12 protein-coding genes and 1 tRNA gene are annotated in these 13,897 nt (G+C 63.2%); 7 read left to right on the plus strand and 6 right to left on the minus strand.

Annotated elements, in window-relative coordinates; all coding sequences use genetic code 11:
* Window positions 1–20 precede the first annotated feature (20 nt).
* The 4 genes from QME84_10535 to QME84_10550 all read right to left on the minus strand — a co-directional run bounded on the left by QME84_10535 (window position 21) and on the right by QME84_10550 (window position 8,173).
* Window positions 21–2,435: a CocE/NonD family hydrolase gene (locus QME84_10535; GenBank protein ID MDI6874702.1), complete on the minus strand. Its 2,415-nt coding sequence runs from the start codon at window positions 2,433–2,435 to the stop codon at window positions 21–23.
* 461 nt (window positions 2,436–2,896) lie between these two features.
* Window positions 2,897–3,730, minus strand: coding sequence for an IclR family transcriptional regulator (locus tag QME84_10540; protein MDI6874703.1), 834 nt, complete (start codon window positions 3,728–3,730; stop codon window positions 2,897–2,899).
* Between the two features lie 940 nt (window positions 3,731–4,670).
* Window positions 4,671–7,064: an AAA family ATPase gene (locus QME84_10545; protein MDI6874704.1), complete on the minus strand. Its 2,394-nt coding sequence runs from the start codon at window positions 7,062–7,064 to the stop codon at window positions 4,671–4,673.
* The gene (locus QME84_10550; GenBank protein MDI6874705.1) at window positions 7,064–8,173 is read right to left on the minus strand and encodes a DNA repair exonuclease; all 1,110 of its coding nucleotides are present in this window, start codon (window positions 8,171–8,173) and stop codon (window positions 7,064–7,066) included. Before QME84_10550 ends, QME84_10545 begins: the two co-directional genes overlap by 1 nt.
* 714 nt (window positions 8,174–8,887) lie before the next feature.
* Here QME84_10550 and QME84_10555 point away from each other — a divergent pair.
* The 7 genes from QME84_10555 (at window position 8,888) to QME84_10585 (ending at window position 11,459) form a co-directional block, all read left to right on the plus strand.
* A complete protein-coding gene (locus QME84_10555; protein MDI6874706.1) occupies window positions 8,888–9,244 on the plus strand; it encodes a VOC family protein in 357 nt (118 codons plus the stop codon).
* Window positions 9,245–9,286: 42 nt separating this feature from the next.
* On the plus strand, window positions 9,287–9,508 hold the full coding sequence (locus QME84_10560) for a transposase (GenBank protein MDI6874707.1): 222 nt from the start codon (window positions 9,287–9,289) through the stop codon (window positions 9,506–9,508).
* A gap of 112 nt (window positions 9,509–9,620) precedes the next feature.
* Window positions 9,621–10,016 carry a transposase gene (locus QME84_10565; protein ID MDI6874708.1) on the plus strand — a complete coding sequence of 132 codons (396 nt, stop codon included), beginning with the start codon at window positions 9,621–9,623 and terminating at the stop codon, window positions 10,014–10,016.
* Between the two features lie 204 nt (window positions 10,017–10,220).
* Window positions 10,221–10,478 (plus strand): type II toxin-antitoxin system Phd/YefM family antitoxin, encoded by a 258-nt coding sequence (locus QME84_10570; GenBank protein MDI6874709.1) that lies wholly within the window; start codon window positions 10,221–10,223, stop codon window positions 10,476–10,478.
* Entirely contained in the window at window positions 10,468–10,740 is a 273-nt protein-coding gene (locus QME84_10575; protein MDI6874710.1) for a type II toxin-antitoxin system RelE/ParE family toxin, read from the plus strand. The genes QME84_10570 and QME84_10575 overlap by 11 nt, the downstream gene beginning before the upstream one ends.
* 90 nt (window positions 10,741–10,830) lie before the next feature.
* On the plus strand, window positions 10,831–11,151 hold the full coding sequence (locus QME84_10580) for a hypothetical protein (protein MDI6874711.1): 321 nt from the start codon (window positions 10,831–10,833) through the stop codon (window positions 11,149–11,151).
* The gene (locus QME84_10585; protein ID MDI6874712.1) at window positions 11,148–11,459 is read left to right on the plus strand and encodes a hypothetical protein; all 312 of its coding nucleotides are present in this window, start codon (window positions 11,148–11,150) and stop codon (window positions 11,457–11,459) included. Before QME84_10580 ends, QME84_10585 begins: the two co-directional genes overlap by 4 nt.
* Window positions 11,460–11,672: 213 nt before the next feature.
* On the opposite strand, the gene QME84_10590 is transcribed toward QME84_10585, so the two are convergent.
* Window positions 11,673–11,748, minus strand: a tRNA-Ile gene (locus tag QME84_10590).
* A 486-nt stretch (window positions 11,749–12,234) separates the two neighbouring features.
* The gene (locus tag QME84_10595; protein MDI6874713.1) at window positions 12,235–13,842 is read right to left on the minus strand and encodes a hypothetical protein; all 1,608 of its coding nucleotides are present in this window, start codon (window positions 13,840–13,842) and stop codon (window positions 12,235–12,237) included.
* Window positions 13,843–13,897: the final 55 nt, after the last annotated feature.

The following is a 13,897-nucleotide window of genomic DNA, read 5'->3' on the forward strand; positions in this document are numbered from 1 at the left end:
CAAGCGGTTCCTCGCATCCTTCACTTCACCTCGAAGGAGGTGGGCGGGGACCATTCCGTGCGGGCCTCCTCGCCTTCCCCCAGGCTCCGGAGGCGGCAGCGCACCTCGTACCTGCCCGCCGCAAGCGGGTCGAGCTCGACCTCCTTCTCCGCCACCCCTTCCCTGGCCGTCTCCCACTCGCCGCCCCCGGAACGGAGCTGGACGTCGAAGCCGGTCCCCTCCAGGGGTGCCTCCAGGCCCAGGATGACCTTCACCTTCTTCCCCGGCTCCACGCGGTCCGGAACCCGCGGTGAAACCGCGAGCGTCCCCTCGAAACCGCAGACCATGTCCCGGTAGCGGAAGGTGCCGGCCCAGGGCGGCTTGAACCACCAGGTCTCGGGGTTGCGGGAGCGCTCGCCCCGCACCAGCTGGGAATCCCACAGTCCCAGCCCGCAGGCCTCGGTCACCGAGTGGTACTCCGACCCTGCGTTGGTCCACTCGAAGCGGTCCCCCAGCTTCCCGCTCACCGCGTCGGGCTCGAAGCGATCGTCGCGGATGGTCACCCGGTGGACGGGGGCCGGGTCGGGCGGGATGACCGGGAGCTCCAGCCAGGAAGCGTACCTGCCGCCGGTGTGGACGCGGGTCTCCCCCGCGGGAGGGGAATACGCCTGGTAAAGGGAGTTCCTGATGGTTATGGTGGGAAGAAAGGGAAGGGGGCGGATGCGGAAGTAAGCCTCTCCCTTTCTCTTATACTTCCCGCAATGTACGGTGAGGGCGATGCGGTGGCCGGCCCTGAAGACCATCCCCGTGGGCCAGATCTCCACGTCCACCTCCACCGGCACCCCAGGGGTCAGCCACTCGCTGCGGTTATGGATATGCCATGGCTGGTGAGGCTTGCTGCGCTCCGGGTCCAGCGCCCTCCGCGAGGCACGGAGCCAGCCGCGGGTGACGGGCTCGTCGGGAGAGCCGGCGATCACGTAGGCGAAGCGCGTCTCCCGCCCCTGGGGGTCGTAGTCCCTCAGCTCCACGGTGAGGTCCACGTCCCGGCCCTCCGTGGACACCCACAGGTGGGCGGTGATGGGCCCGGCCACGGTGACGTCCTCCTCGAGGGGAGGGGTCCGGAAGGTGACCTGGTGGCTGCTCCCCACCTCCGGCTCCTCCCGCCACACCGCCTTCGCGGAGGCCTCCTCCCCGGGGTTCTCGGGGACCAGCTCCTCCCGGCGCGCGTCCAGGTAGTACCTGGTCCAGCGGGTCTGCTCCAGCGGCCACTGGTTGCCGTAGACGTGGGTGAAGGTGTCTGAGCCGGTGCGCACCTGCACGTCCACCGCTGGTTCCCTCTCCAGGCCCGTGGGCCTGCCCTTGAGGTAGTGGTCGAAGAAGCGGAGGACCACCCGGTTGGCCCAGGGCTGGTAAGCGGAACCCCAGTGGGTCCCGCTATACAGCAGGAGCTTCTTCTCCCTGCTGCTCGCCCCGGTGAAGGCGTTGACGTTCCCCCGCAGGTGGAGGTCCGGGTCGTTGAGGTTGCCCACCGAGAGCATGGGCACCTCGATGAGCTTCACGTCGTCGGGGATGCGGGGAGTATCCGTGCGCCCGTCCAAGAGCCCCGTCCCGTAGGTCCACAGGTCGTCCAGGTAAGGATGGGTCAGGAGGAGCTGCATGAAGTTCTTGGAACGGACGGGGCGGTCGGCGGTCACCTGCATCATGAAGGAGAACATGACCACAAAGCGGCTGAGTATGCCTCCTCGGTAGGCGATGTCCCGGTAGGGCTCCATGAGGCCCTCCCAGGGCACGATGGCCGCGAGGTGGGGAGGCCGGAGGGCGGCCGCGAAGTACTGGGACATGGCGTAGTAGGAGATGCCGAAGAGTCCCACCTTCCCGTTGCTCCACGGCTGGGAGGCGGCCCACTCGATGGCGTCGTAGTAGTCCACCGCCTCCTGGTAATCCAGGAAGGCGGAAGGGCGGTCCGAGCCGCCGTAACCCCGGGTGTTGATGGTCACGTAAACATAGCCCCGGGGGACCCAGTACTCCGGGTTGGCCTGCTCGAACTGCTGGTACCTGGTGCCCACCCCGCCGTTATCCTCCACCCCCGGCTGGACCGGGATGTAGCGCGGGTAGGGAGCCTCGGCCATGATCACCGGAAAGCGCCCCGGGGCGTCGGGACGGAAGACGTCCCCCCGGAGCTCGGTGCCGTCCCGCATAGGTATCCTGACATCTTTTTCCAGTAGGATGCCGTGCTCCGGCTGGCTCAGGCCGTAGTCGTAGCGCCCGTCGTCCACGAAGGGGTAACTCGGGGAGCTGCGCGGGGAGGGGAAACGCGCCGAGTTCACGGCGTTCATGGCCTTCAGGAAGGGCCTGGCCAGGAGGGCTACCGCCTTCACCCCGCCGCAGAAGAGCTTAATCGCTAGGGGGTTGGCGTCCTCCGGCGTGGAAAAGATGGAAAAGCCCGGCATGACCATCACCTCCGGAAAGCCCGCAGCACGCAGCCCGCAGGACCTAGATATTTCTAACCCCTGGGTATTCGGAAGCCTCCATCCTCTTACAAGTTGATGCCCCGCATCCTCCTTGTTATGATGTCCTGCCTCCTTAACATTGAGGGTTTCGAACCCGACCTCTACCGAGCCTTGAATCCTCTGCGCCGTCGAACCGATTGCCTCGCTTGCCGGTCCACCCCAAATGCCCCCCTATTTTCTCCGTTGTCATATAGCGGGTACGAATGAGCTATTCGCGCCGAAAACCCTTTTCGCTCTCGCCCGACACCTACGCGGGCTCGCGACTGCTGTACGGGACGGATGACCTGTCCCGTCGAAAATCATGTCCACGCCCCGCCTTTCCTCTCCATGCCCTTGCGATCATCACTGGTTTCTCCCGGCGCTCAACTTACTCCTTACCTCCGCGCGGAGCGTGGACAAGCCTCTTGCTAGGAGGTGGCGCCGGCTCCTCCCGCTCCCCTGGTGGACATGGCGTCCTCTCCTTCTTCCCCGCTTCCCTCCCTCATCTGCAGGCGCAGGGTTATCCTCTGGGCCGTCTCCCTCACCAGGCGCACGTGCGCGGATTTCGCCGTGCCCGATATGCGGGGGGAGGGGCCGGCCACCACCACCGCGGCCACCGCTTGGCCCCGGTGGTCGAAGACCGGCGCGGCCACCGCGTTGATGCCCACGTCGATCTCCTCGCGGTCCACGGCGTAACCCCGCTTTTTCGCCACCCTCAGCTGCCGTCTGAACTCCTCGGGGTCGGTGATGGTCGAGGGCGTGTGCCGGGGCATTCCCTCCGCCAGGGCCCTCTCCACCCTCTCCTCTTCGGAGTAGGCCAGGATGGCCTTGGCCCCCGCCGCCGCGTGGGCGGGCAGGCGGTCACCCACCGTCCCCGCGATGCGCACCCTCTGCGGTCCCTCCTCCACGTGGGCGATGTAGGTGGCGTTCCCGGTCCACACCTCGAAGACCACCGTCTCGCCGAGAGCGTCACGGAGCTCCTCCAGGTAGGGGCGGGCCAGCTGCACCATCTCCGTCCTGAGGGAACGGTAGAGGGCGTTGGCCAGCTCCATGACCGCCGGACCCAGGTGGTATTTCCTGGAATGTCGGTTCTGCTGCAGGAAACCCCGCCCGGCCAGGGTCTTTATGACGCGGTTGGCAGTGGCGGCATGCAGCCCCAGCCGAGAGCTTATCTCCGACACGCCTAGCTCCCGGTTGGAGGGAGCAAAGAGCATGAGGACGTCCAGGGCCTTTTCGATGGCGTTGGGTTGCCTGGCGGTCATCTCCCCTCCTCTTTGAGACCTTCCCCTCGCGAATCCACAGATGTATTCAAATTATATCGTATTATGATTGCTAATTTCATATTATAAAACATCCTGACTGTCAATCGACTTTTCTGTTTCCAGCCGGACAACGTCCGTCGGGAACATCGCCTGGTCCGCTGCAGGCGAGGATGGTAGCGGGGATTCCCTGGGGCGATGACTCGTCCGTGCCCTATGGAGCGGACAAGATTGGGGTACTGCCCCGATGCAAAGCCATTCCCGGGTCACGGCGACGATGGCTACTCATTCCGGTCGGGTTGCAGTCGTTACGTGCGACACCGAGACCTCGCCATGAGACGGGTCACGGCGGTGAAGGACACTTATTCCGGTCAGGGAACCCAGGGGGGAGGTGGCCGCGCACTCATCCCCGGATAGCAGTGGCGAAGGCTATCTCATGAGCTGGTAAACCCTGTAAATCATTCTACACAGGGTCATCCGATAGAGACCGGGGGAGAGTCTCTTGAACGCGTGCATGAAGTGGGCCATGGGAGTGAGGACGATAAGATGCCGATCCTTCTTCAACATAGGAGCTGTGTTCCACTCCCAGGGCACGAAGGAGCTCGCCGGTTTCCTCGAGGCCCTGGGGGTTGATGTCCACAAGGAGGGGCAACGCCCCTTCCCTGCCAGCACACAGGGCAAGCTCCCTCCCCAGGCCGCCGGCCGCCCCGGTCACCAGCACCGTCTTTCCCCTGAGGTCACGCATGAGCGTGACTCCTTCTGCTCGCACGTGAACCTTCACGTCAGGGATATTGTCGGTAGCAAAAAACGATGGGTAAAATGTTGCCCCACGTTTCAGGGATGCGAGCAACCCGAACGTGAACCCATGCGGGATTCCGCGGTTATCGGGTGATACGTTTTCTCACGGTCCCAGGATGCGGGCAACCTGGAAACCCGCTCTTTGCTACCCCAACTCCACCACCTGGAGGTCGGGCGGGCACTCGTGGCAGGTGAAATAGAGGACCTGCCTTTCCTCGGCGATCCTCTTCAGGAGCTCGAAGGCGTTCTGCTTTCGGCCCATGTCGTCGAAGCTGACGAAGGTGTCGTCGAGGATAAGAGGGGGGTTGCGGTCCCCGGTGACCGCCTCCAGGACCGCCAGCCTGGCCGCGAGGTAGATTTGATCCAGGGTCCCCGTGGAGAGGGCGGCCGTCGCCTCCCTGTCCTCCAGGTCTAAGAAATCCCCCTTCTCCCCCGAATAAACCTTCACCCCGAGGTTTCCGTCCACCTCAACCTTGCCGTACTTGCCACCGGTTATCGCGGCGAGTATCTCGCCCATGCGTTCCCCTATTTCCTGGGAGAAACCAGATATGGATTGCTCCCGGGACCACTCCAGGTTCTCGGCTATAATCCTGTTCACCTCGTATCGCCGCCTGAGCGTTTCCGTCCTCCTCCTCACGCTTTCGAGCCTTTCCTCCGAGGCGGCCAGGTCCTCCTCTCCCAGCGTCTCCTGTGCTATGCGGTCCTTGAGCACCGTCTCCCTGCTCTCCAACTCCTTCACCCTCTCTCCCAGCTCCTCCACCTCCCGCTCCAGCCTTCCGAACTCGTCCGGGCCGCACTTGTAGGGGTCCAGCTCCTCCAGGGCCACCCTGGCCACGTGAAGCTCCCTGGCGCAGCGCCTCACCCTCTCCTGGAGCTTATCCTCGTCATCGCCCACGGCATTCAGGACGCCCTGGTTCTCGGAGACCTTTCTTTCCAGTTCCTGCCTTTTCTTTTCCAGGGCCTCGCGCTCCTCTTTTCCGCGCTTGAGGTCCTCTTCCGAGAGAGCGTGGGGCAAGAGGGAATCGCGCGCCTCCTTCGCCTTTTCCAGGTCGGCCCTCTTCTCCCTCAGCGCGGCCTCCAGTTCCTCGAGAGAGTCCTGCCCCAGTTGGATGTCCCTATCCCTCCGAGCCGCCTCCAACTCCGACCGCTTCTCCCTGTACTTCCTGTCCAGTGCCTCGAGCTCTTCCACGTCGGCGGCTCCGTACTTTTCGAGGATCCGTTCCAGGGCCTCCCTCTTCTCCGCCAACTCGTCCACCAGGGGACGCTCCCGACCGGTGAGGTTCTTGAAGTGCACGGTGGCCACCCCCGGGAACTCGACCACCGCCTCCCGGTGCGCCTCCGCCCGGGGGCCGTCCACCCTCACGCCGTCGGCGGTTATGGCATAGGCCGCATCCCCTTCCGCTTTCACCTCCACCCCGAAGAGCTGCGCCTCCAGGGACGTCTCCAGGGAGGATATCTCCCCGGGCAGGGTGACCGCCCGCCTCAGGTCCGCGGGGTCCACGGCGGTCATGCCTTCCACCTGCTTCTGAAGCGCGGAAACGCTTTCTTCAAGCTCCCTTATCCTCTGGAGGCGCTCTTCCAGGCGGCGCACTTCCTCCGCCAGGTCCGTCCAGACCTCGTCCGCCTTCGCGAACTTCTCCGCCCTTTCTATGCGACCCGCGACCTCCTCCAGCTCTTTTTCCAGTATATGGATACTCTTCCTGAGCTCCTCCATGGCCCTCTTCGCCTCTCGGCACCTGTCCAGGTCTCTTTGCGCCCGGTCGAATTCGCCCTCCCATCTCTCGACCTCCTTGAGGGCGTTCATGTACTTCCGGTTGTTCTCCAGGACCTTTTCCTTGTCGGAGAGGAGGCGCTTCCCCTCCTCGAGCTCCGCGCTCACGCGGGCCAGCTCCCTCCGGTTCTCGGCCAGCCGCCGAATCCTCTCCCTCCTCTCCACGAGTTCCTCTTCCAGCTCGCGGAGCTCGGCCTCCAGTTCCACCAGCCTTCCCTTCCTGCCGCTTTTGCTGCGCAACCCCTCCATCTTCTGGCGGAGCCTCCTCAGCAGTTTCTCCGTATCCGAACCGGAGCCGGCGATCTTCTCCTCGATGATGCTTTGGATGGAGGGCTTCTCCTCGTCGAGGGCCTCCACCTCCTCCTGCCGGATGCAGGCGGTGGCCAGGAAGGCCTGCTCGGTGGGCAGACCCAGGAGTTCCCCCACTCGCTGGGCGATCTTTTTCTTGTCCCTTATCTCCTTCTGTCCCTCCGCGTAGAGGACGTTTCTCCTCTCCTGGTAATCCCTGGTAACGATGACGCTCTTTCCGTTCTCCTCCAGCTCCAGCCGGACGAAGAAGTCGCCCTCGCTCCCCCACTTCCGGCAGTATTCGCGCACCTTCCTGTCCGTGGTCGCGGCGTCGCCGTAGAGGCCCTGGCAGATGGCCCGGATGGTGAAGGACTTTCCGGCCTCGTTGGGCCCCTTGATGACCGTTAGTCCCTCCGCAAAGTGTATCTTGCCGTCCGGGAGCTTTCCGAAACCCGCGGTCTCCACGCTCCTGATGCGCATCAGTCCACCTCCAGCTCCCCCGCGATGTAGCTGGCCCCGAGGTACAGGGCCTCCTCGAGAAGGGACCTCTCCTCCTCGTCCTTCGCCTCCTCGATTAGACCCCGTAGCCTGGACACGTATATCGCCCCCACCGTCCCCTCGGGGAAAAGGGCCTCCACCTCCTCCAGGGGAAGGCGCATCCCGGCGTCCCTTACCTCCAGATGGAAGAAATGCTCCCCCAGCCTCTCCCCCAGCTCCTCCAGGTCCAGTTCCACCCCCTTGGGGAGCAGGCCCCTGATGTCGGCCCGCAAGAGAACGTCCTCGCCTCCGTGAGACCGTATCTCGGATTCCAGCGCCTCGCCGGGCGGGGTGGAACCGAGATCGAACTCCCTCACCAGCCAGGTGTACTTCCCGGTGGGAAGGGGCCGCACCGCCGGCGTGCCTTCGGAAAGCTCCACCAGGAGCACGCACCCCGCACCTTCCTCGCCGAACTTGGTGGGCTCGGGAGATCCGCAGTACCAGGCCACCGTTTCGCCGGAGGAAAAGTCGTTCCGCGCATGCCAGTGGCCCAATGCCACGTAGTCCATGCCACAGGAGGCGATCTCCTCCGGGCTCACCAGGTAATCACCCGGGCCGGCCTTGCCCTCTATTTCCACGCTGGCGTGCACTACGGCAATGTTATGCCTCGCCTCGGGGTCGGGTCGCAGTTCGCTCAGGGGGTGCACGCCACCCTGCTTGGTGTCGTTGGCCCTCCCGTGGACGGTGGCCTCTCCGATGCGTAGGGTGGGTGCGTCTATCCCAAACACCTTCACGTTCTCCGCCTCGCGGAATTCCTTCCTCCGGTACACGCTCCCCTCGTCCAGAAGGTCGTGGGTGCCCGGCAGGATGAGCACGGGAATCGGCGCCGCCCTCCTCAATATTCCCAGGGTCCTTCGGACCAGCCTTCCCGTCACCTCGTTAGAGTCGAACAGGTCACCGGCGATGACCATGAAATCGACGCCTTCCTCCCGCGCCAGCTCCACGGTCCTCTCCAAGGCGTCGAGGAGGGCCTCCCTCAGGCGGTCCCCCTTCTCGCCCAGGCCGCTGAAGGAGCGGCCCAGGTGGACGTCCGCGGTGTGGATGAACTTCATCTTTACTTCCCTTTCATGCCCTCCCCTTCGGGAGGAACGGCTGATCTTAAGCGTCTGCGAGGTTATTCTACAGGCCGGCACCGACAATCTCGGTTCAATCTCAACCTTACGGATGAGGTCGCAGGTTGTCCTTCCCCGAGGGAATCGCCAGGGCTTCACTCGGTTCAATCTCTCAAACTTATGGATGAAGTCGCAGAAGCCCCCCTTTTCGCGAGGGAGACGCCGGCCGACGATTTCGGTCAATGCTCGCCCCCTGGATGAGAGCGCCCCGTCATTTCCATGCGTGCCAGGGTCGAGAGAAAGGCACCTGGGGCCTGCGGGATGACCATCCGACCCGTGACGATGAGGGAGGGTTCCCGGGATACCGGGAGATATAATGGGTTCGCCCACCCGGAGGGAGCGTAGGGACGAGGAAGCGCATCGGCCGCGCATCATACCCCGGAGACGTGACCTCCATGACCTGCAGGAGGTGATTGAGAAGGCCTTGGCGCGCCGGCCGCAGCCATATTATCCGGGAGACGCGGTCCCGGAAGCGCCCGCGGCGACAGGGATAATAGCGAGCAGGAATAATATGGGTAACGTGGAAGGCGTGCGGCCTCCCGCCGACATTCCCTAATGTCTCAGGGGTATATCGCAGCAGGGAAGCTTCCGTCCGAGAGGGCGCTTCGGCGGAAGGGAAGGCGGGTACGGGACGAGCGGGAAGGGGTGACCGAGATGAGGATAAGGTATGCCACCATCATGGTTGCGGACCTGGAGGAATCCGTCAGGTTCTACACCGAGGTCCTGGGGTTCGAGGTCGAGAGCCGGCATGACCCCCGGCCCGGGGTGAGGATCGTGCTGTTGAAGGGCGATGGCGACGCCCTGGTGGAGCTCATCCGGGACGAGAACGATCCCCGGCAACCCGGCCTGTATTCGGTGGGGATGGAGGTGGAGGACATCCACGCCACGGTGCGGGAGCTCAAGGCCAAGGGAGCCAGAATCACCATGGAGCCCACGCCCATAACCGTGGGGACCCTGGCCTTCCTGGAGGACCCCAACGGGGTCCGCATCGCCCTGATAGAGCACCATTAGGCGCGGCCTGAAGCCCTGACAAGGCAGAAAGATTGCCTGCCGGTGCCTCCATCCAAGGACTACGGATCACTACCGGGAATCCACGGGTTCTGGCCCACTTGTCCCTCCGGCCGAGGCTCCCGCAAGAAGGAGCCGTTCTGCATCGCCCAGGGCACCGACCCCGAAGGATACCGCGAGATCCCGGGATTCTTCCTCATGGGATCGGAGGGCGAGAGCGCCCATGCCTGGCGGGAGATCTTCTCCGAGCTCAGGGAAAGGGGGTAAAAGAGCATAGATATCGTGGTCTCAGGTGACCTTTGGACATCGAGGAAGCCTCGGGGTCCGTTTTTCCGGGAGCCCACCACCAGCTCTGCTGCGTGCACGCGGCGAGGAACGCATGCACCAAGGTGAGGCGCTCCCACTGCTCCGAGGTGCTTTCAGATCTCAAAGCCATCTACCGGACAGAAAACCAAGGAGAGGCGGAGCGGGCCTCTCCTTCTTCGCGGTTACCTGGAAGAAGCGCTGCCCGAGTCTGGTCCGCTACCGTCGGGAGAACCTCTCTCATTTAACCGTGTTCGTGAAGTATCCTGAGCAGGTGCGCCCTTATATTTATACCACCAACCAGCTTAAAAGGATCGGAAAGGAGATCAAGCGCAGGTCCAGGACCACCTGTGCCTTCTCCTCGGAGGAGAGCCTCATATCCGTGCTCTACCTCATCCTGAGGTCCGAGAACGAGAAGCCCAGGCGGAGGAGACTCAGGGGTTTTCAGAATTTGGAATGGGAGGAAGGCTAATATCGGGACACAATAAACTTGACGCTACCTAGTTAGCAAAAAGTTGTTTATTTTCCATGTAAGATATTTATAAAGCCAACGAGATACATCTTGACGTTTACCCTATGGGTTGTTTACCATTTGATTATCATTTCTTGTAGTGTTTCTCGGTGACTGGGAAAGGGGCGAACTATGGCGTATCCGGTGAGGAAGGAAGACTTTTTCGTGGGTAAGCGGGAATTTCGGGAAAAACTAACCGGAATTCTGAGTGAGGCCCGACGCAAGGGTTCCATCGTTTTTCTGACCGACAGGGGAAAACCGGAAGCCGTCTTTTTACCGGTGGAAGAGTATGAGGCACTTATGGAGCTCCTGGAAGACCTGCGCGATCCCGACCTTGTGGCCATGGTTAAGCGCAGTCGGCGCGAAATAGCCCAGGGGAAAACCATGGGCCTGGAGGAGCTAAGGAGTCTCCTTGGCCTCTAAAAGGTACCGTATTATCGTCCCCAAGGGCGTGGCCGGAGCCATGAAGAGGTTGCCCCAGAAGGAACGCGAGAGGTTGTTTGCGGCCATTGCCTCCCTGGAGCATGATCCGCGCCCCCGCGGGTGTGTAAAGCTCCATCTGCGCGACATGGGAGAGTACCGCTTGAGGGTGGGCGACTTTCGGATCATGTATGACGTGGACGACGCCGAGCGCACGGTGGAGATCCTGGCCGTGAAGAGGAGAAGGGAAGCTTATAAGGGTTGAGACATGGCTTACATCCGTAAGCGTGAGTATGCGTCAGGGCGGGCCACCTACTACTTCGGCTTCAAGGGCCAGCACGGCCGGTGACGGGAGGTGGCGACCGGGCCCCGGAGGAGGGACGCGGAAGTCCTGCTCCGCCGCGTCCTGGAGGAGGTGGCTGCGGGGACCTACGGGGTGCGGGAGGAAGACCCTGCCTTTGCCGAGTTCGCTCGTTCCTTCCTGGAGGCTAAAAGGGAGGAGCTTAAGCCCACTACCTTCAAGGATTATTCCGAAGTCGTTTCCAACCACCTCCTCCCAGTCCTGGGGAAGTCGCGCTTAAGGGAGAAACCCCTCTGGAGGTACAGGAATTCCTCCTCCGGCTTCAGGAAAAGGACCTCTCCGCGGCCACCGTGGGAAAGTGCTACCGGGTTTTGAAGGTCATCCTCCGGCGGGCCATGGCCCTGGGTCTTTTGGACCGGGATCCCAAGGTGGGGATAAGTCCCCCACGGGTGGAACGGCATGAGATACGCTTCCTTACCCCGGAGGAGGTGGAACGACTACTCGAGGTCACGCGGGGCACGGACATTGGAGACCTTATCGCCGTGGCGGTGATGACCGGTTCCATCACCAACACCGCCAACATCTACGGCCACCTTTACGCCACCCACCTGGACCGAATGGGGAAGTCCGTGGAGATCGCCCTGCAGGGCGGCCCCAGGATCATACGACTGCCCCGAAGGTAGGAAGAAGGTGCATCCCGGTAACCTGCGGAAACGCGTTTCGCGTCCTGAGTTTCCGGCGTATTTCCGGCGCGCTTTACCCCGGAGGGCGGACAAAGCAAAACCAGGCCGGGAAACATTCGTCTATAAGCCCGTAGTCCCTGGCCTCGCTGGCGGTCGGATGGTGGGCAAAGGAAAACCAGGCCGGGAAACATGCCCTCTGACCTGGTCTTTTACTGGTGGGCCCTGTAGGACTCGAACCTACGACCCGCGGATTATGAGTCCGCTGCTCTGCCAACTGAGCTAAGGGCCCTCACCCGCGCTGCAAGGGAAATTATAGCACAACGGACGCGGGTCGGGACGAGTGCATACCCGAGCCGTATTCGCCCGGCGTTGACCACTCCGAAAAGCTAAATGCCGCTTCCTCTCCGCTGCCAAGATGGAGTGGTGACCGGGTAACCCTTGCCGTGGCGGTCGGGGTGGATAGAACTTTAGCCGTATAGGTTAAAGCACCGTTGGCCGTCTATTGTTCCGTGGAGTGGCCGGGCGAGGAAGATCGAATCGTCTCGCCGTATGCCCAATGTGGAGTGCGGCGCTCCATCGACCTCAACGCTCCGGGTCCTCGGGCGGAGAAGAAAGGTCCGGGAGGCGCCGGAGACCCCTCTTCTTATCCGGGTAAATGGGGACGAGAGCGACCTCGAGTAAGAGCAAAAGGGCCTAGAGGCGCCGGAGACCCGGGCGCGGGAGATGAAGGAGGCAGAGCCCTGGGCCCTCGTGGGAGCGAACCTGGGCCGGGAGCTCAGGTTGACCCGGCAGGTGGAGGTGGAGGAGGCGGTGGTGGTGGTGGGATTGAGGGTGGTGGTGGAGGCTTGGGAAGGCTCGGTCCAGGCGCCGCGCCCGGAGTTGACCTGTCCATGCGGGGGCCTGGCGGCACATGAGGTGGCCCTGCGTATGGTCCGGGACGGTATCCTCCAGTGGCGGGGCCTCCCGGCCCTCCCGACGGCCGGCGCAGGAGGATGAACATGACGATAATGAGGACAATGCCTAGGAAGAAGAGTCCCGCCACCCCGGCGATCACCAGCCACCCGAAGTCGCGGACCTCGCCCTCCGGCTCCGCCTCTCCTTCCACGAGCTCCTTGCTCAGCTCCTCGCCGCTCTCCCCCAGGCCGGCCAGCGCCGCTTCGAAGGGTCCCTCGTCCGTGGACTGGACCACGTAAACGTCTACCCCCTCCTTCTTCAGGGCATGGAGATAGCCTCCCCCGGTCCACGTCCTCCAGGCGCCCTTCGCCTCCCCCTCCTCCAGGTCCTTCCCGAAGCGCTTCGCCAGGTAGTCGGAGTAGGCGGAGATGAACTCCTCGGCGTCCCTCTCGCTGTCCCAGGCATAGAGCTGCACCAGGAGCTTACCGCCGTTCCCGTCTCGGTAATAATGGTAGATATTACCACCCCACCCGGCGGCCGCCTCCTCGGCCACGCCCTCTCGGAGGAATGGCTTGAACAGCTCGAAGACGTCGAACTCGCCCAGGACGTTGTCGTAGGCCAGCTCCCACTCCTCACCCAGGTCACCACCCAGGTCGGCCAGCTCCAGGGGAACCGGGTCCTCTCCGGCCAGGTATTTCTCCGGGTGGTAGATCTGCTCCGTGCTCTTCGGCGGTCGGCGGAAAGCCTCGTTCACGCGTCTGAAGCCGCCCCGGGCGTGAAGGTAGCGTACGAAATCCTGCCCCTCCTCGTAGGGGAAGAGAAGGCCGTCCCGCACGTATTCCGGAGCGCTGTCCAGGACCTCGGTGGAGAATTCGCCGCTTTCCCGCTGCATCTCCAGCATGTCCGAGGCGTCCATGTACCTGTACAGCCAGAGCTGCGACGTGAGCATGGCGTCTCCCTCCACCAGGCAGGTGGCGGCGAAGGAGGCGTCGTCGTCGGTCACCTCCTCCGCCTCGGGAGGGTCGTAAAAGGGTGGTCTCCGCAGGTCGAAGTTGCTGTCCTGCAGGTAGTGGGTGAGCTCGTGGGCCAGGATGTAACGGTCCATGGCTCCCATATCCTGGTCCTCGGAGATCAGGAACATGCGGTTTTCCTCGGGATCGTAGAAACCGGCTATCTGCTCGGTGTAGAGGTCGATGTATAACTGGTAGAGGTCGAGGTCCGGCTCGATGAACCCCAGCATGACCATGATCTCGGAGGCGGTCCTGATATCCTCCTCGGGGTTTTCCTCTTCGAAATCCTGGAGCATCCTCTCCCGGAGCTGATCCTGGGAAAGGTAATCCACGGGAACCCCGGGGTCGGCGCTGAGGTCCCTTATGCCTTCCACCTGGCTGAGGACCACATCGATGGCCGAACGGTCCACCTGCGCGGAAGCCGATACGGTTCCTGCCAGCAGGGCAAGGACCAACCCCGTCAGCAAAAGGAACCGCATGCGCATTTCTCCGCCTTTCCCGCCGTTCGGCGTCAACTCGCTCCCTTCCAGCGCC

The organism is Actinomycetota bacterium, assembly GCA_030019255.1.
Taxonomy (GTDB): domain Bacteria; phylum Actinomycetota; class Geothermincolia; order Geothermincolales; family RBG-13-55-18; genus Solincola_A.